Origin of the sequence: Hyphobacterium sp. SN044 (genome assembly GCF_021864465.1) — a bacterium.
Classification (GTDB): domain Bacteria; phylum Pseudomonadota; class Alphaproteobacteria; order Caulobacterales; family Maricaulaceae; genus Hyphobacterium.
This window is the reverse complement of sequence record NZ_JAKKUV010000009.1, coordinates 20,775-46,629: the sequence shown is the minus strand read 5'-3', so window position 1 is coordinate 46,629 and position 25,855 is coordinate 20,775. Positions and strand designations below refer to the sequence as shown.

General features: G+C 63.8%; 25 protein-coding genes and 1 tRNA gene. 10 read left to right on the top strand and 16 right to left on the bottom strand.

The genetic code is table 11. The features are described from left to right. The first annotated feature begins 211 nt into the window (after positions 1–211). From L5876_RS12025 to L5876_RS12015, 3 genes are read left to right on the top strand one after another with little or no spacing between them, the layout of a single operon-like run. Positions 212–871, top strand: a complete 660-nt coding sequence (locus tag L5876_RS12025; RefSeq protein ID WP_236956601.1) for a hypothetical protein — start codon at positions 212–214, stop codon at positions 869–871. 4 nt (positions 872–875) lie between these two features. After that, the gene (pheT, locus tag L5876_RS12020; protein ID WP_236956600.1) at positions 876–3,272 is read left to right on the top strand and encodes a phenylalanine--tRNA ligase subunit beta; all 2,397 of its coding nucleotides are present in this window, start codon (positions 876–878) and stop codon (positions 3,270–3,272) included. After that, positions 3,272–3,883, top strand: coding sequence for a nucleotidyltransferase family protein (locus L5876_RS12015; RefSeq protein WP_236956599.1), 612 nt, complete (start codon positions 3,272–3,274; stop codon positions 3,881–3,883). The genes pheT and L5876_RS12015 overlap by 1 nt, the downstream gene beginning before the upstream one ends. Here the strand turns inward: L5876_RS12015 and L5876_RS12010 are convergent. Beyond that, a complete protein-coding gene (locus L5876_RS12010; RefSeq protein ID WP_236956598.1) occupies positions 3,880–4,473 on the bottom strand; it encodes a DUF1134 domain-containing protein in 594 nt (197 codons plus the stop codon). The two genes, L5876_RS12015 and L5876_RS12010, sit on opposite strands and share 4 nt — an antisense overlap. 81 nt (positions 4,474–4,554) lie before the next feature. After that, the gene (locus tag L5876_RS12005) at positions 4,555–4,992 is read right to left on the bottom strand and encodes a BLUF domain-containing protein (protein ID WP_236956597.1); all 438 of its coding nucleotides are present in this window, start codon (positions 4,990–4,992) and stop codon (positions 4,555–4,557) included. Between the two features lie 146 nt (positions 4,993–5,138). Between L5876_RS12005 and lepA the strand changes: the two genes are divergently transcribed. Beyond that, complete coding sequence (gene lepA / locus L5876_RS12000; protein ID WP_236956596.1) at positions 5,139–6,947, top strand: translation elongation factor 4; 1,809 nt, start codon at positions 5,139–5,141, stop codon at positions 6,945–6,947. Here the strand turns inward: lepA and L5876_RS11995 are convergent. Continuing rightward, positions 6,944–7,825 (bottom strand): HNH endonuclease, encoded by an 882-nt coding sequence (locus L5876_RS11995; RefSeq protein WP_236956595.1) that lies wholly within the window; start codon positions 7,823–7,825, stop codon positions 6,944–6,946. The genes lepA and L5876_RS11995 overlap by 4 nt on opposite strands. A gap of 116 nt (positions 7,826–7,941) precedes the next feature. Here L5876_RS11995 and L5876_RS11990 point away from each other — a divergent pair, with 116 nt between their 5' ends. From L5876_RS11990 to L5876_RS11980, 3 genes are all read left to right on the top strand, one after another. Next, complete coding sequence (locus L5876_RS11990; protein WP_236956594.1) at positions 7,942–8,481, top strand: peroxiredoxin; 540 nt, start codon at positions 7,942–7,944, stop codon at positions 8,479–8,481. A gap of 113 nt (positions 8,482–8,594) precedes the next feature. Continuing rightward, positions 8,595–11,402 carry a sorbosone dehydrogenase family protein gene (locus L5876_RS11985; protein ID WP_236956593.1) on the top strand — a complete coding sequence of 936 codons (2,808 nt, stop codon included), beginning with the start codon at positions 8,595–8,597 and terminating at the stop codon, positions 11,400–11,402. Between the two features lie 63 nt (positions 11,403–11,465). After that, positions 11,466–12,530, top strand: a complete 1,065-nt coding sequence (locus tag L5876_RS11980; protein ID WP_236956592.1) for a sulfotransferase — start codon at positions 11,466–11,468, stop codon at positions 12,528–12,530. A 111-nt stretch (positions 12,531–12,641) separates the two neighbouring features. On the opposite strand, the gene L5876_RS11975 is transcribed toward L5876_RS11980, so the two are convergent. The 3 genes from L5876_RS11975 to L5876_RS11965 form a co-directional block, all read right to left on the bottom strand. Next, positions 12,642–13,304 (bottom strand): Fe2+-dependent dioxygenase, encoded by a 663-nt coding sequence (locus tag L5876_RS11975; RefSeq protein ID WP_236956591.1) that lies wholly within the window; start codon positions 13,302–13,304, stop codon positions 12,642–12,644. Between the two features lie 64 nt (positions 13,305–13,368). Next, complete coding sequence (locus tag L5876_RS11970; protein ID WP_236956590.1) at positions 13,369–14,046, bottom strand: 2OG-Fe(II) oxygenase; 678 nt, start codon at positions 14,044–14,046, stop codon at positions 13,369–13,371. Between the two features lie 120 nt (positions 14,047–14,166). Next, positions 14,167–15,324, bottom strand: coding sequence for a hypothetical protein (locus L5876_RS11965; protein WP_236956589.1), 1,158 nt, complete (start codon positions 15,322–15,324; stop codon positions 14,167–14,169). 137 nt (positions 15,325–15,461) lie between these two features. Here L5876_RS11965 and serA point away from each other — a divergent pair, with 137 nt between their 5' ends. Beyond that, positions 15,462–16,667 carry a phosphoglycerate dehydrogenase gene (gene serA, locus L5876_RS11960; RefSeq protein WP_236956588.1) on the top strand — a complete coding sequence of 402 codons (1,206 nt, stop codon included), beginning with the start codon at positions 15,462–15,464 and terminating at the stop codon, positions 16,665–16,667. On the opposite strand, the gene L5876_RS11955 is transcribed toward serA, so the two are convergent. Together L5876_RS11955 and msrA are read right to left on the bottom strand one after the other, a co-directional pair. Beyond that, entirely contained in the window at positions 16,664–17,317 is a 654-nt protein-coding gene (locus tag L5876_RS11955; protein WP_236956587.1) for an HAD-IB family phosphatase, read from the bottom strand. The genes serA and L5876_RS11955 overlap by 4 nt on opposite strands. A gap of 34 nt (positions 17,318–17,351) precedes the next feature. Next, positions 17,352–18,011 carry a peptide-methionine (S)-S-oxide reductase MsrA gene (gene msrA, locus L5876_RS11950; RefSeq protein WP_236956586.1) on the bottom strand — a complete coding sequence of 220 codons (660 nt, stop codon included), beginning with the start codon at positions 18,009–18,011 and terminating at the stop codon, positions 17,352–17,354. Positions 18,012–18,185: 174 nt separating this feature from the next. Between msrA and L5876_RS11945 the strand changes: the two genes are divergently transcribed. Continuing rightward, positions 18,186–18,275, top strand: a tRNA-Ser gene (locus L5876_RS11945). A gap of 349 nt (positions 18,276–18,624) precedes the next feature. On the opposite strand, the gene L5876_RS11940 is transcribed toward L5876_RS11945, so the two are convergent. The 8 genes from L5876_RS11940 to L5876_RS11905 all read right to left on the bottom strand — a co-directional run bounded on the left by L5876_RS11940 (position 18,625) and on the right by L5876_RS11905 (position 25,220). Continuing rightward, positions 18,625–20,349 carry a recombinase family protein gene (locus L5876_RS11940; protein ID WP_236956585.1) on the bottom strand — a complete coding sequence of 575 codons (1,725 nt, stop codon included), beginning with the start codon at positions 20,347–20,349 and terminating at the stop codon, positions 18,625–18,627. Continuing rightward, complete coding sequence (locus L5876_RS11935; RefSeq protein ID WP_236956584.1) at positions 20,346–20,780, bottom strand: DUF2924 domain-containing protein; 435 nt, start codon at positions 20,778–20,780, stop codon at positions 20,346–20,348. Before L5876_RS11935 ends, L5876_RS11940 begins: the two co-directional genes overlap by 4 nt. Next, positions 20,780–21,250 carry a DUF3489 domain-containing protein gene (locus tag L5876_RS11930; RefSeq protein WP_236956583.1) on the bottom strand — a complete coding sequence of 157 codons (471 nt, stop codon included), beginning with the start codon at positions 21,248–21,250 and terminating at the stop codon, positions 20,780–20,782. The genes L5876_RS11935 and L5876_RS11930 overlap by 1 nt, the downstream gene beginning before the upstream one ends. Before the next feature lie 239 nt (positions 21,251–21,489). Further along, the gene (locus L5876_RS11925) at positions 21,490–22,095 is read right to left on the bottom strand and encodes a DUF5681 domain-containing protein (protein ID WP_236956582.1); all 606 of its coding nucleotides are present in this window, start codon (positions 22,093–22,095) and stop codon (positions 21,490–21,492) included. Beyond that, entirely contained in the window at positions 22,095–23,432 is a 1,338-nt protein-coding gene (locus tag L5876_RS11920; protein WP_236956581.1) for a site-specific DNA-methyltransferase, read from the bottom strand. The genes L5876_RS11925 and L5876_RS11920 overlap by 1 nt, the downstream gene beginning before the upstream one ends. Beyond that, positions 23,429–23,656 (bottom strand): hypothetical protein, encoded by a 228-nt coding sequence (locus L5876_RS11915; protein ID WP_236956580.1) that lies wholly within the window; start codon positions 23,654–23,656, stop codon positions 23,429–23,431. The genes L5876_RS11920 and L5876_RS11915 overlap by 4 nt, the downstream gene beginning before the upstream one ends. A gap of 97 nt (positions 23,657–23,753) precedes the next feature. After that, positions 23,754–24,473: a hypothetical protein gene (locus tag L5876_RS11910; protein WP_236956579.1), complete on the bottom strand. Its 720-nt coding sequence runs from the start codon at positions 24,471–24,473 to the stop codon at positions 23,754–23,756. A 246-nt stretch (positions 24,474–24,719) separates the two neighbouring features. Continuing rightward, complete coding sequence (locus L5876_RS11905) at positions 24,720–25,220, bottom strand: hypothetical protein (RefSeq protein ID WP_236956578.1); 501 nt, start codon at positions 25,218–25,220, stop codon at positions 24,720–24,722. A 90-nt stretch (positions 25,221–25,310) separates the two neighbouring features. On the opposite strand from L5876_RS11905, the gene L5876_RS11900 reads away from it, so the two are divergent. Continuing rightward, positions 25,311–25,514 carry a helix-turn-helix domain-containing protein gene (locus tag L5876_RS11900; RefSeq protein ID WP_236956577.1) on the top strand — a complete coding sequence of 68 codons (204 nt, stop codon included), beginning with the start codon at positions 25,311–25,313 and terminating at the stop codon, positions 25,512–25,514. Positions 25,515–25,855: the final 341 nt, after the last annotated feature.

Sequence of the window (25,855 nt, the reverse complement as noted above, 5' to 3'; positions counted from 1 at the left end):
CACCCTTTCCTCCCCCGTTCACGGGGGAGGTGGCCCGAAGGGCCGGAGGGGGGAACGCGCCAGCGAAAGGCGGTTCGGAGTATACATTGGCCGCCCGGCGCCTAGGGCCCCCCCCCCCCCCCCCCCCCCCCCCCCCCCCCCCTCTTCCCCCCTCCGTCAGCTGCGCTGACACCTCCCCCGTGAACGGGGGAGGAAAGAAGGAGAGCGCCTGATGTGGACATGGATCAAAACCAATCATCAGGCGCTGACCGCGGTCGGTGCGATGGTGGTCGGCCTCGCCGCGCTTTTCGTGGCGTGGGACCAGGCGCGCGTGATGCGCGCCCAGCAGCATGCGGCGGTCTATCCCGTGATCCAGGTCGATGGCTTCCAATCCACCACGCCATCGCACGCCAGCCTCGGCATACGTGTGCGCAATACGGGCGTGGGCCCGGCGCTGATCGAATCCGTGACGCTTTATCAGGACGGCGAGGAGCGGGCCGATCTCTCCTCCTATCTCGAGCAACTCCCTGCCGGATACGACACGTCCTGGGCGGCGCTGACCGGCCGTTCCATGGCTGCCGGCGAGGAAGTCACCCCGATCGAACTGGTCTGGGCACGCAGGGACATCGACCTCGAAGATCTGATTTCCGCGTCTCAGGCCTGGGATCACTGGGAGATGGAGATTTGCTATTGCTCCGTCTTCGAACGCTGCTGGCGGACCTCGCCGCTGGGCGGGGCGCGTGCCGAACGGGTTCGCCACTGTGTCCGTGCGGATGCGGACCCCTTCGTGACGCTCGGCTCGGCCGCGATAGACGATCCGCAAGCCGGCGCGAACGCTCAACCCGACACCGAATCCGAACCGGTCGAGACGCCGGTAGAGAGCCAAGGCTAGACCGATGAAATTCACCCTCTCCTGGCTGAAAGAGCATCTCGAAACCTCCGCCACCCTGGCCGAGATCGAGCACGCCATGACCATGGCCGGACTCGAGATCGAAGGCATCGAGGACCCGGCGGCGGACTTGTCGGCCTTTACCGTCGCCCATGTGAAAGAGGCGGTACCGCATCCGGACGCCGACCGTCTGCGCGTCTGCACGGTCGACACGGCGGACGGCGAAAAGACCATCGTCTGCGGCGCACCGAATGCCCGCGCCGGCATGACCGCCATCTACGCTCCGCTCGGCACCTATATTCCGGGCGCGGACTTCTCGCTCGACGCCAAGCCGCGCAAGATCCGCGGCGTGGAATCCCATGGCATGCTGTGTTCCTCGGCCGAGCTTGGCTCCGGCGAGGACAGCGACGGCATCATCGACCTTCAGGGCGAGTGGAAGGTCGGCACCCCGGCCGCCAGGGCGCTGGGGATGGACGACCCCGTCATCGATTTCGAGGTCACCCCGAACCGCCCCGACTGGCTCGGTGTCGACGGCATCGCCCGTGACCTGGCCGCGGCCGGCATGGGCCATGTCATCACCAAGATGGCAAAGCCCGTCGACGGCAAGTTTGATTGTCCGGTGAAGATCGAGCTCGACTGGCCGGAGGCCTGCCCGGTCTTCGCCGGCCGCCTGATCCGCGGCGTGAAGAACGGCCCGTCCCCGGCCTGGCTGCAGAAGCGCCTGAAGGCCATCGGTCTTCGCCCGATCAATGCGCTCGCCGACATCACCAACCTCGTCTCCTACGACCGCTGCCGCCCGCTCCACGTCTATGATGCGGCGAAGCTGAACGGGGCGATCCGGGCCCGGAAGGGCCAGGGCGAAGCCGACCGCTTCGAGGCGCTCGACGGGAAATTCTACGTCCCGACCGACGAGATGTGCGTCATCGCCGACGATGCGAACTGCCTCGGCTTCGGCGGCGTGATGGGCGGCGAGGAAAGCGGCGTGTCGGAAACCACGACCGACGTCTTCCTCGAATGCGCCTGGTTCGACCCGGCGCTGACCCGCGCCACGGGCCGCGCCACCGGCATCGAGAGCGACGCGAAGCACCGTTTCGAGCGCGGCGTCGACACCCACTCCGTCCGTCCGGGCATCGAATGGGCGACGCGCCTCATCCTCGACCTCTGCGGCGGCGAACCCTCGCATGTTGTGGTCTCGGGCGAAGAGCCTGCGCCGCCGAACGCGATCGAGTTCGACACGCGTCAGGTGAAGCGCCTGACCGGGCTTGACCTCGAAGTGACGGAGATCGTCCGTATACTGGATACACTCGGCTTCACCGCCGCCGGTTCGGGCCATGCCCTGACCGTCGAGGTGCCGACCTGGCGGCGCGACTGCACCCAGCCTGCCGATCTGGTCGAGGAAATCGCGCGCATCCACGGCTTCGACAACATCGTGCCGGTTTCGCTGCCCCGCCTGCCGGGCCGCCGCGAACCGACCGCAACGGTGGGCCAGAACCGCGCCCGCTTTGTGCGCCGCGCGCTCGCCCTGCGCGGCTACCGCGAGGCGGTGACCTGGTCCTTCTGCGAGACGAAGGAGGCCGCGGCCTTCGGCGGTCACGGCGAGGGGCTGGCGCTGGAAAACCCGATCTCGTCGGAACTGGATGTCATGCGTCCCTCCGCGCTGATCCATCTCCTCAAAGCCATTCAGGCCAATGCCGACAAGGGTCTGGAAGACCCGCGCCTGTTCGAGGTCGGCCCGGTCTGGCTCGACGACACGCCGAGAGGCCAGAAGACGGTCGCCGCTGGCATCCGCTTCGTCGAGGCCGGCCGGCACTGGACCGGGACGCGCGAAGCCGATCTGTTCGACGCCAAGGCCGATGCGCTCGCCGCGCTCGACGCCGCCGGCGCGCCGGTCGACTCGCTGCAGGCCGCCCCCGAAGCGCGGTCCTGGTGGCATCCCGGCCGGTCCGGCGTGCTGCGTCTCGGACCGAAGAATGTCCTCGCCGAATTCGGCGAGCTTCACCCCGGCATGCTGAAGGCGCTCGGCATTGATGGCCGTGTCATCGGCTTCGAAGTCGTGCTCGACGCCATCCCGCAACCGAAGAAGCAGGCGCTTAAGGCCCGGCCGCCGCTGCAGCGCTCCGAACTGATGCCGGTCCGCCGCGACTTTGCCTTCCTGATGGACGACTCGGTTGCCGCGCAGGATGTGATCCGCGCCGCGAAGGGCGCCGACAAGGCGCTCGTCACCGATGTGCAGGTCTTCGACCTTTATCGCGGCAAGGGCGTGCCGGAGGGCAAGGTCTCGATGGCGTTTGAAGTGACGCTTCAGCCCACGGACAAGACGCTGACCGACAAGGAAATCGAAGCGGTTGCGGCCTCCATCGTCGCTTCGGTCGAGAAGGCGACTGGCGGAACGCTGCGCGGCTGATGACGGCGCCGGATCCTAAACGGCTGTCCGGCGCGGGTTTCGAGGCGCAGCGCGCCTTCCTGATCGACGCGGTGCTGGCCGAGCCGGGCGCGCGCGCCGTGCTGTCGCGGGCTGCCGCAATGGGCATGCCGGACTGGGCGTTGATGGCCGGGGCGATCTACAAGCCGGTCTGGAATGCCCTGACCGGCCGCGATCCGGCTTTCGGGATCAATGACTATGATCTCGCCTATTGCGACCCGGATGACCTCAGCTGGGAAGGCGAGGATGTGTGGATCAAGCGCGGCGAAGCGGTGTTCGGCGGCTTCCCGCGCGAGGTGGAAATCCGCAATCAGGCGCGCGTGCCGATCTGGTTCTCCGAGAAGTTCGGCGTCGAACGCGCGCCGATCCGGTCAACGGAAGAAGCGGTCTCGCAATTCGCGTCGAAGTCGCACGCCATCGGGCTCCGCCTCGACGGAAAGGGCCAGCCGGAGCTGATCGCGCCTTACGGGCTTGAAGAATTGTTCTCCGGCACGATCCGCCCGCTGCCCGGCATTGCCGACCCGGCGGGCTGGAACCGCAAATGCGCGGAGAACCGCGCGAACTGGCCGGAAATCGTCTTCGAGGCGGTCTAGAAGGGCAGCCAGTTGCGCTGACGCGAATAGGCCAGATAGCCGACATTCGCTCCGGCGCGCAGGCCGACGCCCGAGCGGATCGGGGCCAGCGTAATGCCGTCGGCGCGCTGATAGTTCACGCCCAGACCGGCGATGAGATAGGCCGAGCCTTCCACGCCCGGGAAGCGCTGATAGATCCGGTCATTGTCGTTGAGATTGTAGACCAGGGTGAAGACGCGGCTGGCATTGCCGCCCGTGTCGAAACCGATCGACGGGCCCTGCCAATAGACCTTCTGGCGCGCGCCATTGCGCAGGGTCAGCCAGCCTTCGCCATAGCGCAGACCCACGCCGACTGCGCCGGAAACTTCCTCGCCCGCGATATAGCCGACCGGACGGCCGAGATCGGAGAAGACGCGCTCGACCACGGCGGCGGCGGCCTCGGCGGTCACGCCGAAGAAGTCCGACATCGCCTCGACGATCTCGTCTTCGGAATAGGCCTCGACCGGCTCGGAATACTGGCTGGGCTGGCCGTAATCGGTTTCCTGGGCGGTTGCGCAGGAGGCGATCGCCATGGCGGCGAACGGAGCAGCAAGAAGGGCAAGCAGGCGCATCACGAATCTCCGGTCCGAATCCCTCGGCCGATCATAGACTCAAACCCGATTGCGGCGACAGCGCGGCGGGGCGGCGGATTACTATTCCGCGGCCTTCGCCACCGACAGGAAGCTGAGGAAGAGATTGCGGATCCACGGCGTCATGCCGGCCGGCAGATGCTTGACCAGGAGGGTGTTCGTCAGCGGAAACCATTTCGCGCCCGACGGCGCGCGCGGATCGTCGAGCAGGGAATAGCCCATCGCCCAGTCGGAAAACTCGCGCGTCACGCCGGATTCCGAATGGATGCGTACGATGCCGGTATGCCGGTCGTCCGCCGCGATCGACGAGAACACCCGTTCGATCGCGTCCTCCGGGCCCTCAAGCAATTGCATGAAGCTCGACCCGTCGAACAGGAGGAGGCCGGTGATGTCCTCCGAGGCATTTCGCGTCCGGGCGGCATCGAGAACGGCTTCGATATCGGCGAATTTCAGGCCCGGCCGGGCCGTCGACACATAGATGAGGCGTGCCGCGTTCGGCATGTCAAAGTCCTTCTCCCGTCAGGCCGCGGGAAATTCTTCAATCCTTGCCGCACATTACGGCTTCGGGAGAGCGGCGCAATCGTAACCTATGTTACGTCCTGACGTGCCGCTTGGCGGGATGCCCTTGCTCTGCTACCTCCCGCGCCATGACAACGAACCCCGCGCGCATCCGCAATTTCTCCATCGTGGCGCATATCGACCACGGCAAATCCACGCTCGCCGACCGGCTGATCCAGTTCACCGGCGGCCTGACCGAGCGCGAGATGAAGGAGCAGGTGCTCGATAACATGGATATCGAGCGCGAACGCGGCATCACGATCAAGGCCCAGACCGTCCGCCTCGACTACACGGCGCAGGACGGGGAGACCTATGTCCTCAACCTGATCGACACGCCGGGACATGTCGATTTCGCCTATGAGGTCTCGCGCTCGCTCTATGCCTGTGAAGGCGCGCTGCTGGTCGTGGACGCGGCGCAGGGCGTCGAGGCGCAGACCCTGGCCAATGTCTATCAGGCGATCGACGCCGATCTCGACATCGTGCCGGTGCTCAACAAGATCGACCTGCCCGCCGCGGAACCCGAACGCGTCTGCCAGCAGATCGAGGACGTGATCGGTATCGACGCCTCCGACGCGCTGAAGATTTCCGCCAAGACCGGCATCGGCATCCCCGACGTGCTGGAAGCCATCGTCACGCGCCTGCCCGCGCCGAAGGCCGGCGATCCGGAAGCGCCGCTGAAGGCGCTCCTCGTCGACAGCTGGTACGATACCTATCTCGGCGTCATCTGCTTGGTGCGGATCATGGAAGGCACGCTGAAAAAGGGCATGAAAGTCCGCCTGATGGGCGCCGGCGCCTCCTATCATGTCGACGGCGTCGGTGTGTTCCGTCCCGCCAAGCAGACCGTCGACAGCCTCGGGCCGGGCGAGATCGGCTATCTCAACGCCTCGATCAAGCAGGTGCGCGACGCCCGGGTCGGCGACACGGTCACCGACGAGCGCCGCCCGACCGCAAAGCCGCTGCCGGGCTTCAAACCCGCCGTGCCGGTCGTCTTCTGCGGCCTTTTCCCGGTCGACAGTGCCGAGTTCGAGGATCTGCGCGATGCGGTCGAGCGCCTCGCCCTCAACGACGCCAGCTTCAGCTACGAGATGGAAACATCCGCCGCGCTCGGCTTCGGCTTCCGTTGCGGCTTCCTGGGCCTGCTCCACCTCGAAGTGATCCGCGAGCGGCTGGAGCGGGAATACAATGTCGACCTCATCACCACCGCCCCGTCGGTGATCTACAAGATCACCATGACGGACGGCGAGGTGATCGATCTGCACAATCCCGCCGACATGCCCGACCCGGTGAAGATCGACGCCATCGCAGAGCCGTGGATCACCGCGACCATCTTCGTGCCGGACGAATATCTCGGCGGCGTTCTGAAACTGTGCCAGGACCGGCGCGGCATCCAGAAGGAGCTGACCTATGCCGGCTCGCGCGCCATGGTGGTCTACGAACTGCCGCTGAACGAGGTCGTGTTCGACTTCTACGACCGGCTGAAATCCATCACCAAGGGCTATGCCAGCTTCGACTATCAGTGGAAGGACTATCGCGAGGACGACCTCGTGAAGATGTCCATCCTCGTCAATGACGAGCCGGTCGATGCCCTCTCCATGATCGTGCACCGCTCGCGCGCCGAGGCGCGTGGCCGCGGCATGTGCGAGAAGCTGAAAGATCTGATCCCGCGGCACATGTTCAAGATCCCGATCCAGGCGGCCATCGGCGGCCGGATCATCGCCCGGGAAACCCTCTCCGCGCTCCGCAAGGACGTGACCGCCAAATGCTATGGTGGCGACGCGACCCGCAAGCGTAAGCTGCTCGACAAGCAGAAGGAGGGGAAAAAGAAGATGCGCCAGTTCGGCAAGGTCGACATCCCGCAGGAAGCCTTCATCGCCGCCCTCAAGATGGACGCGGATTAACCTTTAAACCGGTTTTCTCGATGCCACCGCAGAAACGTGTCGCCCGGCTGATCTCGCGCAGTGTCGGGAACGTGAACGTATCCGCTTGGATGGAATAGACGCTCTACGCCTTCCGGAATGAGAGAAGTTGCGACCAATAGTCGGAAATCACGATCCACGCTGAGCAAGCCGCGATCGAACATCCAATGGACCGTCCGAGATAGCGCGATGCCGTTTCGAATTGAGTCGGGGCCGCGGTCTTCTACCGGCTTGATATGGGCCGCTTCGATTTCTGCACGACCCCCACCGTTGATGAGTCTCAAGCCTGTGATAGCGCAACGAGAATCGTAGGCATTTCTGACTTGAAGCGCAAACGCACGGTCTCGCACCTTCCGCTGGAGTATTTGTTCGAATACCGGTCTTTCGAAGTCGAACTGTTCTTCCTCAAATCCGCTTTGCGCTGAGAAGCGATCGTCAAGTTCTGGTCCAAGTGCAGGCGCAAATCCCGCCTTGAGAACGAGGTCGAACTCGTGGTCTGGTATTCGACGTATCGACCAACCCATCGCCCCTCGACTCGGAAGTCCGTCGTCCCGAGCCAACTTAGATTCCCAAAAAGATCCGTCGGCTCGCTGAAACGGAACCGCGACTGGAAACGTCATGAAGTCGCTGATGCGCGCGTAATAATGATCGTCCCGATCCCGATCGTCGAAGATTTCGGAAATTCTTCCGGCAGCCCAATAGGCCATGCGACCATCGCCCCGCCGGGGTTCATAGAATAAGCAACCATCCTCTCGCGCTTCTTCAGCAGCTTTGAGGTATTGTCGAGGAAAGTGATAAAGTTCACCAGGCACGTCGTCATACCCGCTCTCAGCGCGCTGAGTTAAAACGACTTTCGGCATTTCAATCCTCCACCTAACGAAAGCATCGGCCGACCGAGCCGAAATTTCAACGTTCTCTCGCCAAGGCATCGCCGCGTCCTATATCCTCCGTCCGAAACCCAACCGGGAGACCCGTCATGTTCCGCCACTTCCTCACCGCCGCCGCCCTCAGCGCCGCGATCGCCGCGCCCGCCGCCGCCGAACTTCAGCCCGGCGAGGCCGCACCCGACTTCACGGTCGAGGGGTATCAGGCCGGGGAGCCGGTCAGCTTCCACCTGACCGAGGCGCTGGAAAGCGGTCCGGTCGTGCTCTTCTTCTTCCCGGCGGCCTTCACCTCCGGCTGCGAGGCGCAGGCGGCGAGCTTTGCCGAATCCATCGCCGAGTTCGAGGCGCTGGGCGCGCAGGTGATCGGTGTCACGGCGGGCAATACCGACCAGCTCGCGGATTTCTCGACCCAGCATTGCGCCTCGGCCTTCCCGGTCTTCGCCACGGCGGACGGCATGATCGGCGACTATAAGGCGGGCTGGCTCCTGCGTCCGGGTTGGACCAATCGGACCACCTATGTGATCGGCACCGACCAGACGGTCGCGATGGCCTATACCGAGCTCAGCCCTTACGAGCATGTCGACCGGTCGCTGGCGGCGCTGCGCGGCCTGCAGGGCGCTTCCGCCGAATAATCCGGCCACTGATCCGGCCAGCGGCGGAACACTTCCGGGGGTAATGCGGTTGGAGTCGCAAGTTGCGGGCGGTTTCCCGCTCGCGTTCACGCGTGCGACCCCCGGAGTCTCCCATGTTCAAAACCGCCCTCCTGACCGCCACGGTACTCGCCGCCGGCGCCGCTCATGCTGACCCCCAACTGGGGGCATCGACGCTTCCCAATGCCCGGGCAGGTTCGGTCGGCGATACGCTGACCGCCTTTGCGGTGATGGCCAACAGCGGCGACACGGCGGGCACGAGCTGCGCCCCGGCGGTCAGCGGCTTCCCCGGCACATTCGGCTTCCGCGCCGTCGATTCCAGCAACCAGACCTTTACCGCAGCACAGGATGTCCCCGTCGATATTCCCGCCGGCGGAACACAGAATTTCATTCTCTCCTTCACCGCCAGCGAGCCCTTGGACGAGGCGGAAATCGATCTCGACTTTGTCTGCTCCAACGCCCTGCCGGCGGCCCGGATCGATGGCGTGAACACGGTGCTGCTGACGGCTCGCACCGGGCCCGGGCCGGACATTCTTCCTGTCATGATCACCCCGTCGGGCGATGGCGTCATGCGGATCGCCGCGCTGAACCGGGCACAGGCCGCGGCCGTGGCAGCGGCGAATATCGGCGACGGAACGGATATCGATGTCATCGTCAGTGCCGACATGGGCGATCTCCTCGGCGAGCCCTTGACCCTTGGCGTGTGCGAGACCGGCAGTGACGGTAGCTGCATCGATGAGGCGGGCAATCCGGCCCAGACACCGCCCCCGCCCGGCCAGACCAGCGTCAATGCGACGATCGGCAACGATGCGTCGACCTTCTCGGTCTTTGCCTATGCCGACCAGGGGGCGGGTGTCCGGTTCAACCCCGACCTGTCGCGTGTCCACCTGCGCTTCCATACGCGCGAGGCGCCGCCCGTCGCGCCCGAGGAACTCGCCTCGGTCGCTCTGGCGCGCACGCCCGAACTGGCAGGCACGGAGTTGTCCTCGGCATCGAGCGCTGCGACCGCACCGGGGCGGCCGCCCATTGTGGGCGAGACGCTGCCTTCCGGCATTTTCGAAGCTGTGTTCGAAACCGGCGATGCGCGCGGCGAAGGCCTTCTCCTGTTCGGACCTGACGGCGTGGTCGCAGGCGGGTTCGGCCTGTCGCAACGCATTGCGCCCTTCGATGATGTGGCGCTCGCCTTCTTCGGCACCGCCGTACCGGGCAGCGAGGCCGGGCGCATTCGCGCCGACAACGCACGTCTCCATGATCTGGAAGATGGCGGAGCGGAAACCTACACCCTCCGTGGGCCCTTTGCGCCGGCGAGCCATGTCGAAGGCGTTTTCGATCCCGCGGACACCGAAAACCCGCGTATCCTGTTTCGCGGTCAGTTCGACAGCCTTGTGGCGCGGGAGGTCCCGCTGACCGACCTGACCGGCCCGTACCAGCTGATCGCCAATGGCACGCCGGCAGGATATGCGACTTTGACATCGGGCAGCGTCGACGGCAGCTTCGCCTCCGGTGGCAGCATGAGCGCCAACTGCCTGATCGATGGCGATTTCAGCTACGCCGACGCGCAATTTCAGACCAATCTTTTGAGCGCCGCGATGACGATCGCGTCTTCGGGCGAAGGCCCCGCATGCAATGCGATCGGCAATCTGGCGGGGCTTGGCTTCGAGGCCGACTGGCCGTCCGACCGCCGCGGGGAGGTGACCGACAATATCGTGACCGCCTTCCTCGAAACGCTCGCGGACGACGGCGCGGCCACGGTTCAGTTCCGCCCGATCCTCGACACCGGTTTCCGGGTCCGCCGCGTCACAACCGGCCTGTCCCAGGCCCTGTTCGTTACTGGACTGCCCGGCTCTCCGGCGCGCATCCTTGTGGCGCGCAAGACCGGTCAGGTCCATATCGTCAACGCGCTGACCGGCGCGGTCGACCCCGATCTCTTCCTTGATGTGTCGGCCAATATCTCGACAGAAGGCGAGGGCGGTCTGCTCGGTCTCGCCCTGGCCCCGGACTTCGACACTTCCGGCGTCTTCTACGTCAATGTCACGAATGCGGACGGCGACACGGAAATCCGCCGTTACGCGACGGAGGGCGACGATCCGGATCAGGCCGACCCGGCCAGCATGGACGTCATCCTGACCTATGCGCAGCCCCAGGCCAATCACAATGGCGGATGGCTGGGCTTCGGGCCGGACAACATGCTCTACATCGCTTCCGGCGATGGCGGGGGCAGCGGTGACCCGTTCGAAAATGGCCAGAATCCCAACACGCTACTCGGAGCGATTCTTCGAATTGATCCGTCGTCGGATGACTTCCCCGGCGACTCCCAGCGCGACTATGCGATTCCGGCCGGAAACCCCTACGCCTCCGGCGGCGGCGCGCCGGAGGTGTGGGCCACCGGCCTCAGAAATCCTTTCCGCGCCGGCTTCGATCCCGCAACGGGGGATCTCTATATCGGCGATGTGGGCCAGGGGGCCGTCGAGGAAGTCGACATCATCCGCCGCGGCGAGGCGGGCCTCAATTTCGGCTGGCCCGTGCGCGAGGGCACACAGCCGCACGAAGGCGGGGCCGACAGCGATGCCTTTACCGGCCCGGTGCTCGACTATCCCCATGGCTCCGGCCCCTATCAGGGCAATTCCATCACAGGCGGCTATGTCTATCGCGGCGAGCTGGCGGCGCTGAACGGCCACTATGTCTTCGGTGATTTCGTCAATGGCAATGTCTGGTCCATCCCGGTTGAATATCTGGATCCGGACAGTCCGGTCCCCGCGCCGGGCCTGATCCAGCGCGATCAGGACTTCACGCCCGATGCCGGGTCGATCGACAACGTGTCCAGCTTCGGAACCGATCAGAGCGGTGGCCTCTACATCGTCGATTATGACGGCGAGATCTTCCGCATCGAGCCGGAGGCCTGAGCCGGACATCTGAGGCGGCCACCGCCCCTTATCCTCCCGCCTGAACTCGTCTAGGACGGGGGCATGAACGCGCCGCTTTCAACCCAGGAAGTCGCGGACGGCTTCGCCGCCGGTCCGCGCTACTTCCCACATTCACTGGATATCGCGGCGCGCCGCGTGCTAATGCTCGACCTTCCCGTCGAAACCTATCTCGCCGAGAGCTTTCTCGACGACCGCCTGTTCCGGTCCGGTCCGCGTGGCGGCTGGCTCGGCGAGGACGATTTCCTCGCCATGGCCGGGCAGCTTCCGGCCCCCACCGACGCGCCGGGCTTCATCTTTCATGTCGGCCATTGCGGCTCGACCCTCCTGTCACGGCTTCTCGCCGCGCTGGGCGGTTTCCCGGTGCGTGAACCGACGCCATTGCGCGTGCTGGCCGACGCGCGCTGCGAGGCAGACAAGCCGTGGGATCCGCTGGGGGAGGCGCGTTGTCGCGCCCTGATCGATGCCTTCGTGCGCAGCTGGGCGCGCCGGCCGGAGGGGGCGGCTACCGCCATTGTCAAGGCGACCAGCCTGTCGAGCGGTCTGGCCCCCGACCTCATGGCCGCGGCTCCCGGTGCTTCGGCGCTGACCGTGCGCATTCCGCTTCCGTCCTATCTCGCTGCGCTGCTGGCACCGGACGAGCCCTCCGCCGATTTGATGCGCGGCGCGCGGGTGCGCCTGTCCCGCCTGGCCTCGCTCTGCGGCGGCGACCCCGGCGTCCGCCTGCATGCCCTGTCGCCCGGCGAACTGGCCGCACTCAGCTGGCTCGCCGAAGCATCGACCCTGGCCGGCCTGGCGCAGGCGGAGCCGGGCCGTGTGATGGCGCTCGATTTTGAGGGTTTCCTGTCCCGGCCCGGCGAAATCCTCCACGCCGTCGCGGCGCATTTCGGTCTGCCGGCCGCACCGGACGACGCAGAGCGGTCGATCGCCTCGCCGATCATGTCGCGCTATTCGAAATCGCCCGATCAGGGCTTCACGCCGGACGATCGCGCCGCACAACAGGCCGAAAGCGCCGCGCGTAATGCCAGCGAGATCGCGAAAGGCCGGGCCATGGTCGAGGGATTGGTCGGGCGGTACGAAGGACTGGCCGGCATGTCGGACTGGCTGTGAAATCCTCCCTCTCCCCTCGGGGGAGAGGGCCGGGGTGAGGGGTGACTTTAAGAAAACCTCTCATCCGGCCTTTCAGGCCACCTTCTCCCCCCCCAGGGGAGAAGGAAAAAACTAGCGCAGCCAGAGCCGCTTCAGATTCTGCTGCACGAATTCCAGCCGGTTGCGGTTCTCCCAGCTCATAGTGTCCGCCTCATAGGCATAGACCTCGCCCAGCTCGTAGAGGATCTCGCGCAAGAGGCTGTCGGGCAGGCGCGACTGGATGAAGGTGATGGCGACGAGGCGCTCGCCCTTCGTCACCTCCTTCACCTGGTGATAGGTCGTGGACGGATAGACGATCGCATCGCCCGGCTGACCCTTGTACATCATCGTCCGGTTGCCGAGACGGGATTCCAGCTCGCCGCCCTCATAGCTGTCCGGATCGTTCAGGAAGACGGTACAGGACAAATCGGTGCGGATGCGCTGATTGCCGACGATGATCTCGCCGGCATCGATATGCTCGCCATAATGCTGGCCCGGCCCGTACTTGGTCAGCAGCGGCGGCGCGATCATCTGCGGCAGGGCGAAATCCTCGAAATCGCGGCTGCGGCGGAAGGCCTGGAACACGATGCTCGAGGCTTCCGAGGAATCCGACGTCGACTGGTCGGCCTGCAGATTCTGCTTCACCGTCGTGTGCGGATTGGTCGCCTTGCCATCGACGAAGCGGACTCGTGCGGCAATCTCCTGCAGGCGCTGGACCTCGCCGGGATCGAGCAGTTTCTCGATGGTCAGGAACATGGCCGGCCTCCTCCGTTTCGCCGGTCACGATAGGGCGGAATTGGCCAGTCGGGAAAGCCGTGTATCAGGCCGCCGGGTCGAGCACGCCGCCGACCCCGGGATTGACCCGGAACCAGCCCGCCAGGCTCAGCCGCTCGCGTGCCGCCGGGCGCACTTCATGGGGAATCCGCTCCGACAGCATGACGACCAGCGTGCCGGGCTTCGGCGCGATCAGGGCAGTGGGCTCGCCCGTGTCGTCGGGGCCCGTCCACATGGCCAGCTCCCCGCCATCCCCCTCCGCCCACGCCTCGTTGAGATAGGCCACGAAGCTGACGACGCGGGACTTCACCCCGCCGGCGAACGCGTCGAGATGCCGACGATAGAAGCCGCCTTCGGGATAGTGCGCGAAATGCGCCTCGAACTCGAACAGGCCGAGGAACAATTCGCGGTTCAAAGTCTGGCGCAGTGCTTCGGCACCATCCAGCAGGCGGCGTTCGGCTGCGTCCTCGCCCTCGAGCCAGGCGATTTCCGCCCGGCGGATGCGCGGCGCGCCGGTCAGCGCCTCGCCGCGCCCGACCCGTCCCTCATCGAACGCGTTGCGCGCGTACAGGGTCTGTGCGCGGGCGCGCAGCGCGGGGACCAGTTCGGGGTCGATCGCCTGCTCGATCGCCGCCCAGCCGCGCTCGGCCAGCCCCTCGACGAGGGCGGCTTCCAGATTGGCTCCGAACAGCGGACGGGGACAGGTATCGGCGACAGCGGGCATGAGCGCGGGCATCCGGGCAAAAGGTGCGCGCGTTTACGCCCGGATTGCCGGGGGTGCAATCGAATTCGGTAGAAGACACTAGTTCCGGGACCAGCCATTCACGAGCGACGACGCGTCGGATTAGAACAAGCGGCCGCGGCCCGAGACATTGCCGCGCTGGGCGAAATACGGATTGCTTCCGTGCATGAAGGTCGCGTTGTTGAAGACGCGCGACTGGGCGAAACTGTAGTCGGCTGTGGGTTCGCATTGCGGGCGCCAGCGCCAGTCCTCCACGGCATTCTCCAGGATCCGCGCCGCGCGGCTCGACGCGCGATTGTCGGCTGGCTCCGCCCGGAACTCGCCCATCCGTCCGTTGGCATCCACTGTGTAGTGGACTTCGACGCGCAGCGTTTCCCCCGGCCGCCTGTTGATATTCACCGCCGGTATGCGTTGCCAGACCGCGACGGGTTCGTTGGTGAGGGCTGCGCACCAATTCTCCCGGGCGGCGGCAGGAAGACGGTCTGTGCCGTCGCCCGTCCGGTCGCCATACCCGAAAACGAGGACGATATTGAACTGGGTCGTCAGCTCGTTGAGGATTTCTTCCGCATCGGACCCCTGCGGCGGAGAAGCGAAGATTTCTCCGATCAGGTTTGTGGCTTCGTCCCACGAGGCCCGCCGGATCGCGTCCGAAACCCGGATACGCCTGACCAGGACATACTCTTCACTGCCCGCATGGCTGATGGCTTCAAGCCGGTTCAACCAGCGCCATTGCTCGTCGGTGATCCCGTCCTCACGGAACGGATTGAGGCGCATCAACCGCGTCAGCACGATGAAGAGCATTTCGCGTTCATAGGCGTCCAGAGCCTCGGTATGAGGGGCGTCGATGGACTGGAAGGCGGCCAGATGCGCCAAGGCGATGTCCGGGCCTTTCCCGGCCAGCGCATATGAGAACAGGAAATAGTTCAACCGTGCCTGATCCGTCGGGCTGCCCACTTCGGTTGCCAGAAGCAGTGAGCGGGCAAGATGGTCCTGAGCGGCCAGAAGGTTGTCGGTCCGGGCATGGGCGAGACCGGAATTCTCCCAAAGTATCAGGCGAAGATCGGCGTCGATTCCCGCCGCATCCGCGGCCTCTGCGGTCTGCAACGCCGCATCAGCTGCGCCTTGCCAGTCCTCCTCCGCAAGGGCCCGCTCATAAGCGAGATAGGGCGTGGCCACTTCCGCCGGCAATTCCTGCGCGGCGGTCGTGCCGGACAGCACGACAGCGGCGGTGATCCCCGCCAGAACATCAAGTACGCGCACGACACCCCTCCCGCTTCGCGCTCCGGTTGCGAGCCTAGCATCGCCTGTGCGGGCGGCCAGCGAAAACGAGCCGCTAGCCACGCCGCGCCGCGCCTGCTAACGATTTCGCAGATGCAGCATTGCGAACGGATTCCCGAATGAAGGCGCTTCTCGTCGAGAATATCCACCCCGAGGCCGATACCGCCTTCGCGCGCAATGGCGCAGTCGAGATCGAGAGGATCGATCATGCGGTCGAGACCGATGAGCTGATCGGCAGGCTGAAGGGCGTGCACCTGCTCGGTATCCGCTCGCGGACCCGGATCACGCGCGAAGTGCTCGCCGCCGCGCCGGACCTTCTCGCCATCGGCTGCTTCTGCATCGGCACCAACCAGGTCGATCTCGAAGCCGCAGCGGAAAAGGGCGTCTATGTCTTCAACGCGCCTTTCGCCAATACGCGCTCGGTGGCCGAGCTGACGCTCGCCTCGGCGGTCATGCTGATGCGCGGCATCCCGGCCAAGACGAACGCGATCCGCCGCGGCGAATGGCAGAAGAGCGCGCGCGGCTCGCATGAGGTGCGCGGCAAGAAGCTGGGGATCATCGGCTACGGCAATATCGGCTCGCAGCTTTCCGTGCTCGCCTCCGGTCACGGCATGCACGTCTATTTCTATGACGTCGAACCCAAGCTCGCCCACGGCAATGCAAGGCCACTCGCCTCGCTTGAAGAGGTGCTCGACATTTCCGACGTTGTGACGCTGCACGTGCCGTCCACGCCGCAGACCCGCGGCATGATCGGCGCCGAACAGCTGAAGCGGATGAAGAAGGGCAGCTTCCTGATCAACCAGGCGCGCGGCGATCTCGTGGATATCGACGCGCTGGCCGGCGCCATGCGCACCGGCCACATCGCCGGGGCCGCAGTTGACGTTTTCCCGAAGGAGCCGGCCTCCAAGGACGAGAAGTTCGAAAGCCCGCTGCTCGACTTCGAGAATGTGCTGCTCACCCCGCATATCGGCGGCTCGACCGAAGAGGCGCAGGCCGCGATCGGCCTCGATGCCGGGATCAAGCTGGCGCGCTATGCCTTCGAGGGTGGCAGTGCGAAGGCGGTCAATCTGCCGGAGCTGGAGCCGGGCCTGCTGGCCGAGGGACGGTCGCGCCTTGTTTCCATCCACCGCAACCAGCCCGGTTATCTTTCGCGCCTCAACGAGGCGGCAAGCGCCATGGGGCTGAACATTGCCTCGCAATATCTCAATACGGCGGGCGCGTTCGGCTATGCCACGGCGGATCTCGAAGGCGAGATTCCGGGCGATCTGCTGGACCGGATCGAGGCGATGGACGGCACGATCCGTGCCCGGCTCCTGACCCGCTAGGGCAGGAGGGCCGCGCGCAGGTCTGCGACCGTATCGGCGAATTCCGGTGCGCGTTCGGCGACTCTGGCGCGCCGCACGACGCCGCCAAAGCCGATGAAGCGCTGCGCGGCTCCGGCCTCGTGGGCCTCGAGATCGGTGATGCCGTCTCCGACCATCACCGTCTCGCTTGCCCCGCTCGCCGCGGCGAGTTCGCGCAGCACCACCGCCTTGCCGCCATTGTCGGACAGCGGGATCGAGGCGTCGAACCCCGACACCGCCTCCCCGTCCCACGTGAAACGGTTCGTCCGGCACATGGCTTCCGCAAAGCCGAGATCCCGCAGCGCCAGCCTGAGCAGGTCGTGAAACCCGCCCGAAACGGCGGCCACCGCATCGCCGCGTGCTTTCAGGTTCGCAACGAGGTCCGCCATCCCCGGCGTCAGATGCCGCTGCAGCGCGACCGCGATCCGCGCGACGTCGAGCCGCGACAGGCGGGCAAGGTCGAGCCGCGCGGCGAGCGAGGTTCTGAGACTCATCGTCCCGCCCATGCCGGCATTGGTGATCGCTTCGAGTTTCTCGCGCGCCTCGGGACCCAGCCGCTCGGCCAGGGCGAAGTCGAGGCTTTCGACTTCAAGAAGCGTGGAATCGACGTCGAAGCAGACGAGACGGGTCATGCGTGTACGCTAGCGTGTCTTCCCCGGAAGGCCACTACTCCGCGCTGACGCCAAGCCCGATCGGACAGACGACGCCCGTCCCGCCGAGGCCGCAATACCCGCCCGGATTCTTGGCGAGGTATTGCTGGTGATAATCCTCGGCGAAATAGAAGGGGCCGGCCTTCGCGATCTCGGTCGTCACGCTGCCGCGCCCGGCGGCTTTCAATGCCGCGTCATAGGCCTTGGCCGAGGCTTCGGCTTCGGCGCGCTGGGCCTCGTCCATCCAGTAGATCGCGGAGCGGTATTGCGTGCCGACATCCCCACCCTGGCGCATACCCTGGGTCGGATCATGATTCTCCCAGAACAGCTTCAGCAGCTCGCCATAGGAGATGACTTTCGGGTCAAACACGATGCGCACGACCTCGGCATGGCCGGTGCCGCCGGTGCAGGTCTCCTCATAGGTCGGGTTGGGGGTCGAGCCGCCGGCATAGCCGACGCTGGTCGACCACACGCCCTCTTCCTGCCAGAACAGGCGTTCCGCGCCCCAGAAACACCCCAGGCCGAATACCGCGACCTGATGCCCGACGGGCACGTCCCTCAGAGAATGGCCGTTGACGAAATGCCGGTCTTCGAGCGGCATCGGCGTGTCGCGGCCCTTCAGGGCCTCGGCGGCCGGGACCAGCTCGTTCTTCCACTTCTTGTCAAACCACGCCATTTCAGCCTCCTCGCCGGGACCTCTCGGGTCCCATCATATGGCGCGCGATCGGCGTTCCGGGAAGAGGCGATCTCGCAGCCGTGATCACGGCGCGACTGCAGCGTGACCCGGCCGTCACCGCCCGCCCTGCTTGACCGGAAGCCGCCCATGGATATGGTGCGCGCCCATTGCGCTGGTGAGGTGGCCGAGTGGTCGAAGGCGCACGCCTGGAACGCGTGTAGACGGGCAACCGTCTCGAGGGTTCGAATCCCTCTCTCACCGCCAGCATATTTCCACTTTTAAATCAATAATTTAGAACGTTTTTGTTACTCCCGTCATTCCGGCGGTTAGCAGGGACTTTTGTGAAGCGAGACCGGGCTACCTCGTTGGTTTCCCTGCATTCTGGGCCCACGGTCTCTCATCGCGGTTTTGCACAGATCGGTTAGGGGGCCATTTCCCTGTAAATAGCGATTTGCAGGGAAGATCGGGCAGTTGGGGCCCAAATCTGCAAGTTCCGCTAGATATTACCACGTCATTTCGGGGGTTTAGCGTGCAATTCCCTGCGCTCAATAACAGGGAAAAGCCATTCCCTGTTACGCCAATTAACAGGGATTATTTAATCACCGAACAGGGATCATTTCCTGAAGTTTGCGGGTGTAAAGCCGAGCGCCTTTTCCTGCGCCTTCCATCCCAGCGGAATGGGATGGGTCAGGAGGTATTGCACGGAGACCTCGGGGGGTTGGCGGCCGTCGAGAATGGCAGCGGTGATCTCCGGCGATAGGAAGGCCAGGCGAATGCGCAGCCGCACCGGACTATCGGTCCAGCCATGGCGGCGACCGATCGCAGCCAAGGAGACACCCTTGCGGACTTCGGCCAGCCATTGATGAGCACGCGCGATGGTATTGATGAGGGTCTGGTCAGGTTCGCGTTCAAACTGGCCGGTGATGATCTTGACCTCGACGCCGCGCCGGCGGATCGCAAAACCGGACCGGATTTGTAGCGCCTCCTCATTGAGGGCATCGGGGCTCACATCGATAGCCTTTGCCAGCGCATCGCGATCGAGCTCGATTGCCAGGGCATGGGCCGACACCGTGATGGTGTTGGGCAGGGCGCGCAGGAGAGTCTCGTCGCGTTTGAGCAATCGGGCATGGAGCTCGCGGACTTGGCGCTGAACCTGGTAGAGCGCGATCGCATCCGGCTCGCTAAGGAGTTGGTCGCCGTGCTCGGCCAGGTGCGCCGCGATGGCGCTTGAGATCGCGCGTTCAAGCTTGAGGGCCGGGAGGCGCCATCCTGACGGGTCCTTGCTTTGTGCTTGCATCAGGCGGCGCGAGACATAGTAGCGGATGCGTTTCGACCCGGCTTTCGATGAGGATTTCGTGTGGCTGGGAGTCAGGCGGTCGCCGGTCTCGTCATAGAGCTTTCCTGCGAGCGGTGAGCGTTCATGAGGCTCACGCAATTGTCCGGATTTTGAGTCGCGCACGCGCGGTTTGGCGGCATGGGCTTGGAGCTTGGCCTGGACGCGCTGCCAGAGTGCATCATCGATGATGGCCGCGTGCTGGCCCTCATAGATTTCGGCCTTGTGGCGGATTTTGCCGACATAGATGGGGTTGGTGAGGATGAAGTGGATTTGTCCATGGCCGAGCGGCTGGCCGCCATAGGCCTGCCCGGACTTGAACTGGCGGGCCTTGGCGCGAATTCCAGCTGCCGCGACCTTTTCGGTCACCGTGCGCAGGCATTCATGGCGATCGTAGAGTCGATAGATCGTGGCGATGTGTGCGGCCTCGGCCTCGTTGATGACGAGGCCTCGCCTGGCCGGGTCCGGATCGACGTCATAGCCAAGCGGCACCATGCCGCCCATCCACATGCCCTTCTTCTTGGACGCGGCGATCTTGTCGCGAATGCGCTCGCCGGTGACCTCACGCTCAAACTGGGCAAAGGACAAGAGGACATTCAAGGTCAGCCGTCCCATCGAGGTCGAGGTATTGAACGCCTGCGTGACCGAGACGAAGGAGCAGTTTGCCGCATCAAGCCGGTCGACCAGCTTGGCAAAGTCAGAGAGCGAACGGGTCAGCCGGTCGATCTTGTAGACAACGATCATGTCGATGCGGCCCGCCTCGATATCGCCGATCAGGCGCTGGACGCCGGGGCGCTCCATCGTGCCGCCCGATATGCCGCCATCATCATAGCGTTCTGGAATAAGCTTCCAGCCCTGCCCCTTCTGGCTGGCGATATAGGCCGCGCACGCTTCAAACTGGGCGTCGAGGGAATTAAAGTCCTGGTCCAGGCCTTCTTCGGAGGACTTGCGGGTATAGACCGCGCAGCGAATGGTGGGGCTGGGCGCTTGCGAGACGGTCGTCATGGCGCAGCCTTTCGCCCGGTCAGCCCGAAGAATCTAGGCCCTGACCAATGCGTGCCCGTGATTGCCTTGGCCACGCTGGAGAGCGTCTTGTATCGGGTGTCGCGATAGACAAAGCCGGTCTCGGTCACATCGACGCGGTGGGTGATCCCGTTCCAGTCGCGAACGAGCTGGCTGCCGGGTTTGAGGCGCGGGGCAGTGGGCTTTGGCGGGTCCCCGCGTGCAGCTGCCACCAGGCGGTTTTCCAGCCGTGTGCCCAGCCCACCCGACGCACACACCTGCAGGTCGTAGGCCAGGAGCCGGGCTAGCAGGGGCTGGCTCATCCCGTAGGGCGGTCTCATGCCAAATTCTTCGAGCCACATGTCAGCCAGTTCGCCGCGGGATCGATCAAGAAGGGCTTCCAGATCGATTTCAGGCAGTTTGCGCCTTGCCATCACGCAGACTCCTTCGCTGACCCCAGCGTATAGCGCGAGGCCCTGCTTCCGACCTCGGGCGGGAGCCTGGTGATCGTCATGCCGTCCTTCTTCAAGCCCGTCAGGGCGGCGCGTGTGGTATGGGGCAGCCAGCCCAGCGTTTCAGCCAGGGCCGGTACAGTGACGCCGTCCTTTGCCATTAAGAGTTCAATCAGCCGGGCTTTCTTGGTTGTTGGCTTCGGTTCAGCGTTCTTCGATTTTGGCTTGGCTGTAGGCTTTGGCACGGGCTCAAGGGCAGCGAGGCCAATCTCGGTGATGCGCACCGACTTGGAATTGCGGGTGAGGAAGCCGGTTTGGGCGAGGGCCTTAAGGTCGCCCTCGATCGCGGCCGGGTCGGCGTCGCTGCCGGCCAGCGCCCTGGCGGGCACGGGGCCGCTAGCGGCTTTAAGGGTTTCAAGGATGCAAAGCTGGGATTTGGAAAGCCTGGTCATGTCTGTCTCCGGTGTGGTGCGGCCAGGAATGGCGGGCCGTGGTTACACCGAGACAAGCCCGAAAGGGTTCGGGCGCTTGCCGTCATGCATGCTCGGGTCGAACGCGAAGTCCAGTCGTTATATGAGGTGCGGAGGTAAGAGAGCTCGACTTGGGCTGCTGGCCGTCCACGTGGAAAAAATAAGCGCCTGTGATATTGCCGTGTCCTGTCGCGCCATTTCCTGCGGTCTAAGCGGCCTGGCTATCCCAGATTCAAACTACCCCCGACATCGTCATCATCATCGCCCTCGTCAGGGGCATAGCTATGTTCGCCATCATCATCGCACGGCATGTCGCCATTCGGCTCTTCGATCATGTCTGCTGGCCCTGAGTCTTCGGCATCGTCAGGCAAATAGCCCGGCCAAGATTCCCGGGTGATCGTGTTTTCTTCCTTGGAGTAATGAATCCGTTCGCCAGGCTTCTTATAGCACTCCTCTTCTGGAATTCTGGCGTGTACCAACTCGATGACGAGGGGTTTCGGATTTTGCTCAGTTGTCGCAATTCGCTCGATGTCGGCCTGATGCTGATTGGCCAGCTGATGAACTTTCTCAAAGGCTTTCGGATCCCCTTTGAGCGCCTTTTCCATCAATCGACGTGCGATCATTTCTTCGCCCGTCATCGAGACTACTTCACCATTGACCCGCGCCGAATACTGCTCGCGCATCAGCCTTGAGACCTGGCCGGCAACCGTAGATGCCAGTTTCTTGGGTCGGCCGCGAGGATTGCCGCTCTGCCCTTTCTTGAACCGGGTCGATTTGGGTGGCTTGCCATAGCCGACCTCGTAATCATCGCTTGAATTGTCGGGCATCACAGCGCCTCCTCGGCTGGCTCGCCCATGGCATCCAAGCCCCAGTCACGGCGCATCTCCCTGACCAGGCTGAAGGTCTCGCCGCTACCTTCATGAATGGCCGAAAGACCCATGGCCTCTTCAAAGCGCCGGATGATCAGGTCACAATAGCGCGCATCCAGCTCGATCAGCCGTGCCGACCGCCCACAGCCTTCAGCCGCCAGCAGTGTCGAACCCGATCCTCCAAAAGGATCAATCACGACCCCGTCGACTCGCGTCACATCCTTGATCGCGTCGGCCACCATGGCGGTCGGCTTGACCGTCGGGTGCATGGCCAGTTCCTTGCGCTGACGCGACATGCCCGGATAGTCCCAGACATTGGTGCGGTTGCGGCCAAAGCGTCCGAGCTGGACGTTATTGGTGTGCCTGGCCCCGCGCCGCGCAAAGACAGCGACCATCTCGTGCTTGGACCGATAAAGTGAGCCCATTCCGCCCACATCCTTGTTCCAGACGCAGATGTTCTTCAGCGTGCCGATCTCGGCCTCACCGGCCTTGACCAGGTCACAGATGTGCCGCCAGTCCATGCAGGCAAACACGATCGCGCCCGGTTTTACATAAGCGCTGATCTGCGCTGACATCGCCGACAGGAAGTTCCCGAATTCAGCGTCGGACATTTCACCTGACGCCATGACGAACTCGTCATGCGTCTTCTTGCCAAGCCCACTGACATGTCCGGCGATCGGCACATTGTAAGGCGGGTCCGTAAAGCAGGCATCGGCCAGCTCACCGCGCATCAACTTCTCATAGCTCGCGGCTTCCAGCGCGTCGCCGCAGACCAGACGGTGACGACCCAGGCGCCAGACATCGCCGAGCTCGGAAACGGCTGGTCCATCTTCTGGCTCAGGCAGGCTTTCAGGGTCAGCCGAGTGAGCTTCGCCGGCCATCAGCACATCGATCTCGCCGGTCTCAAAGCCAATGGCCTCGATCTCGAACTCGAGATCCATTTCGATCAAAGCGCCGATTTCCAGGCGCAATAGATCCTCATCCCAGCCCGCCGTTTCAGCTAGGCGATTATCCGCGATGACATAGGCCTTTCTCTGCGCCTCGCTCATGCCGGAAAGCCGCATGACAGGAACTTCGCCGAGACCCAGGGATCTTGCTGCTTCCAACCGGCCATGCCCGGCGATGATTTCCAGGTCGTCGCTGACCAGGATCGGGTTCGTCCAGCCAAAGGTCCGGATACTTGCAGCCACCTGCTCGATCTGACGCTTCGAATGCGTGCGCGGGTTGTTGACGTAAGGCTTGAGTGCGGAGACCGGGACGGTCTCCACGCACAGGTCGCGGATGGAGGCAGTCATGACGCACCTCCAAAGACCGGCAAGGTTCCGCGTGCGACAGCGTCGGCTGCATAGTCAACAAACTCAGGCTCACACGCATAATAGGTGAGCCCGCGTGCAGGGTTTGCGATGCAATAGATCCAGAACTTTGTTCGCTTCGCCTTACGATGATCGTCGATATCGATCAAACGGCTCGCGAAATGAATACGACCCGGCAGCAGTGCCGGGGGATTGAACTTGGGCATCACTGCCTCCTTTTCGATTAAAGAAGGCCGTTAGATGAAGCACTCAAATGGGCGCGGTTAGAAAAAGAAGTGTACCGCCCGTCAAAAAAGGCGATCTTCAGGCAGTTTTGCGCTTTCTCATATATTCCTGGATCGCAAAGTGAGTGCGCGTGGCATAGCTCGCGGACGTCAAACTGACGATGATCTGCGTAATCCATGTGCCGCTTTTTGACGTGGCTTCGACGCTGTACCTGGGATCGGACCGGCCCCCGATCGTTACCGGCGCGCCCGTGAAATGCTCCCAGAGCTTGCACAGTTCTTCGACGGCCCAGGGCAAGGTCGCGTCGCGTTGTTTACCGATTCTCTTGCCGGGGTTTCCAGAACGATCCCTGGGCGGCGTGTTGAGATGATCAATGGCGCGCCTTGCCGCTTCTCTCAGCGATGTTTCGTTCACGTCGTCTGTGGCTAGGGCATCGACGAGACTCGGGGCTCTTTTCAGTTCCGGCACGTCCATCATCAAGAGCTGATTGTGAACCGCCTCCTGGGCCCGACCATTGAGCCGTGCGACAAGCCCGCAATCGACGATTGGTTGGTCAAGCAGAGTTTCGAGCGCCTTTGTAGCCTGCCGGATTGTGAAGGAACGCGCGCCGCGCCGATGACCGCATCGAAGGGACGTGCCGATTTCAGTGAGCTCAAGTCGCAATTGCTCACGGTCAATTGGCACCCGCGATGGCTCCATCATGTTCAGCCAGCGATCGAGATCGTCATCACAAAACTGGACCGGCTCGAAATCAGCAAAGCCGTCGTCATCCCAGGCCTCGTCAATTTTTCTGGGCATGCCCTTGTTCCGCGTTCCTGGAACTCAACGAACGCGCACCACCGCAAATCGGCTATGCACGGTCAACTATTGTTTGTGCGGCGCGGGCCAGGACAAGCGCGTCTTCGAGATGGGTGATCAGTGGCGCAATCATGGTCGGTAGAGGGCCGGCTTGATGGTCGGCTGCCAGCGTTGCGGCGTCTTCGATAATGCCCGTGATCTGCGCCATCAGGTGATGAAAGAGTTCTGCGGTGTCGTCCTCACCCGTCACGCGTCAAACACAGCAGTGAGGGTATCAGCGACCGCGGCCATGTCATTCAGGCGGTAGGGCGCGTAGCGGTCCTTGCTGTTGGCGCGGGGATTGGGTGTGAGTGACATCTTCCGGGACCGGAGGTTTGAAACAGCGGCCACATCGCGCGAGGCGATCAACCACGCTGCTTCAAGCTGAGCAGTTTGACCGTCGATTGCAACGCACAGCAGAAAGAGCCGGGCATCGTCGCGCCACGTCGTACGCCCAACGTCATACTGCACCGTCTGCGGGCGGGCCTCGCTTAAGAAAGTCCAACTCTTGATCTGCAGGCCAAGCGATTGGTGCGTGAGTTTGTCATGCACCATCACGTCTATCCCATCGTCATCGACCAGCGGGACATAGCTCGACAGCCGCCCGCCCGATGCCAGCATGAGCTGGCTGGCGACCATGATTTCGGCGGTCGCTCCAAGCTGGCCCGATGTCGGACGTGCGTATGCAGGCTGGGTCGTCATTGCCACCAGACAAGGCTCGGACGCCGATCAAAGTCAACAAGAAAAAGAGACTCATAGTCTGTAGTCCAAAAGTCTGCACCGGTGTCGGCTTGCGGGATGGATATCCGCCGCCGCCTTGCAACAAATATGCGCGCGATCAGGCGCGAAAAAGGCTGGTCCCAAGAAGAGCTCGCCGACCGCGCCGGCGTGCACCGCACTTATATCTCAGGCGTGGAGCGCCTCGTGCGAAATCCGACAATCACCGTTGTTGGGCGGATCGCGGAGGCGCTTGGCGTGAAAGTGGGGGACCTGGTTAATTGATGTCTGCTTTGGCGTAGGAGGGGACCCACGGATTAGGAAACCGTTGCTCTATCCTGCTGAGCTACGGGGGCGCTTGGTTTACCCTTCTGATATATCTAGGAAATTTCTACAATCTGTCTTGCCGGATTGTATTGAAAAAGTAGCACCCGGTCCCAAACAATTCAAATCGGTCACACAAAACGTCGGCTGTTCTGCGCAATACGGATGCAACACGAGCAACCTATGGAACCATCGACTCCTATCTTCGCTGAAAGCTAAAGCCGTGCACATCCGAGCGACCCCACAAGCGGCGGGGAAGCGCAGTGGCGCGAAGCTCCGAAATCAACGCAGCGATGCCCGCA

Bases quoted from the DNA above. Each gene is read 5' to 3' on its own strand.
- L5876_RS12025 (WP_236956601.1), top strand. From the start codon at position 212: ATGTGGACATGGATCAAAACCAATCATCAGGCGCTGACCGCGGTCGGT.
- pheT (WP_236956600.1), top strand. From the start codon at position 876: ATGAAATTCACCCTCTCCTGGCTGAAAGAGCATCTCGAAACCTCCGCC.
- L5876_RS12015 (WP_236956599.1), top strand. From the start codon at position 3,272: ATGACGGCGCCGGATCCTAAACGGCTGTCCGGCGCGGGTTTCGAGGCG.
- L5876_RS12010 (WP_236956598.1), bottom strand. From the start codon at position 4,473: ATGCGCCTGCTTGCCCTTCTTGCTGCTCCGTTCGCCGCCATGGCGATC.
- L5876_RS12005 (WP_236956597.1), bottom strand. From the start codon at position 4,992: ATGCCGAACGCGGCACGCCTCATCTATGTGTCGACGGCCCGGCCGGGC.
- lepA (WP_236956596.1), top strand. From the start codon at position 5,139: ATGACAACGAACCCCGCGCGCATCCGCAATTTCTCCATCGTGGCGCAT.
- L5876_RS11995 (WP_236956595.1), bottom strand. From the start codon at position 7,825: ATGCCGAAAGTCGTTTTAACTCAGCGCGCTGAGAGCGGGTATGACGAC.
- L5876_RS11990 (WP_236956594.1), top strand. From the start codon at position 7,942: ATGTTCCGCCACTTCCTCACCGCCGCCGCCCTCAGCGCCGCGATCGCC.
- L5876_RS11985 (WP_236956593.1), top strand. From the start codon at position 8,595: ATGTTCAAAACCGCCCTCCTGACCGCCACGGTACTCGCCGCCGGCGCC.
- L5876_RS11980 (WP_236956592.1), top strand. From the start codon at position 11,466: ATGAACGCGCCGCTTTCAACCCAGGAAGTCGCGGACGGCTTCGCCGCC.
- L5876_RS11975 (WP_236956591.1), bottom strand. From the start codon at position 13,304: ATGTTCCTGACCATCGAGAAACTGCTCGATCCCGGCGAGGTCCAGCGC.
- L5876_RS11970 (WP_236956590.1), bottom strand. From the start codon at position 14,046: ATGCCCGCTGTCGCCGATACCTGTCCCCGTCCGCTGTTCGGAGCCAAT.
- serA (WP_236956588.1), top strand. From the start codon at position 15,462: ATGAAGGCGCTTCTCGTCGAGAATATCCACCCCGAGGCCGATACCGCC.
- L5876_RS11955 (WP_236956587.1), bottom strand. From the start codon at position 17,317: ATGACCCGTCTCGTCTGCTTCGACGTCGATTCCACGCTTCTTGAAGTC.
- msrA (WP_236956586.1), bottom strand. From the start codon at position 18,011: ATGGCGTGGTTTGACAAGAAGTGGAAGAACGAGCTGGTCCCGGCCGCC.
- L5876_RS11940 (WP_236956585.1), bottom strand. From the start codon at position 20,349: ATGACGACCGTCTCGCAAGCGCCCAGCCCCACCATTCGCTGCGCGGTC.
- L5876_RS11935 (WP_236956584.1), bottom strand. From the start codon at position 20,780: ATGGCAAGGCGCAAACTGCCTGAAATCGATCTGGAAGCCCTTCTTGAT.
- L5876_RS11930 (WP_236956583.1), bottom strand. From the start codon at position 21,250: ATGACCAGGCTTTCCAAATCCCAGCTTTGCATCCTTGAAACCCTTAAA.
- L5876_RS11925 (WP_236956582.1), bottom strand. From the start codon at position 22,095: ATGCCCGACAATTCAAGCGATGATTACGAGGTCGGCTATGGCAAGCCA.
- L5876_RS11920 (WP_236956581.1), bottom strand. From the start codon at position 23,432: ATGACTGCCTCCATCCGCGACCTGTGCGTGGAGACCGTCCCGGTCTCC.
- L5876_RS11915 (WP_236956580.1), bottom strand. From the start codon at position 23,656: ATGCCCAAGTTCAATCCCCCGGCACTGCTGCCGGGTCGTATTCATTTC.
- L5876_RS11910 (WP_236956579.1), bottom strand. From the start codon at position 24,473: ATGCCCAGAAAAATTGACGAGGCCTGGGATGACGACGGCTTTGCTGAT.
- L5876_RS11900 (WP_236956577.1), top strand. From the start codon at position 25,311: ATGGATATCCGCCGCCGCCTTGCAACAAATATGCGCGCGATCAGGCGC.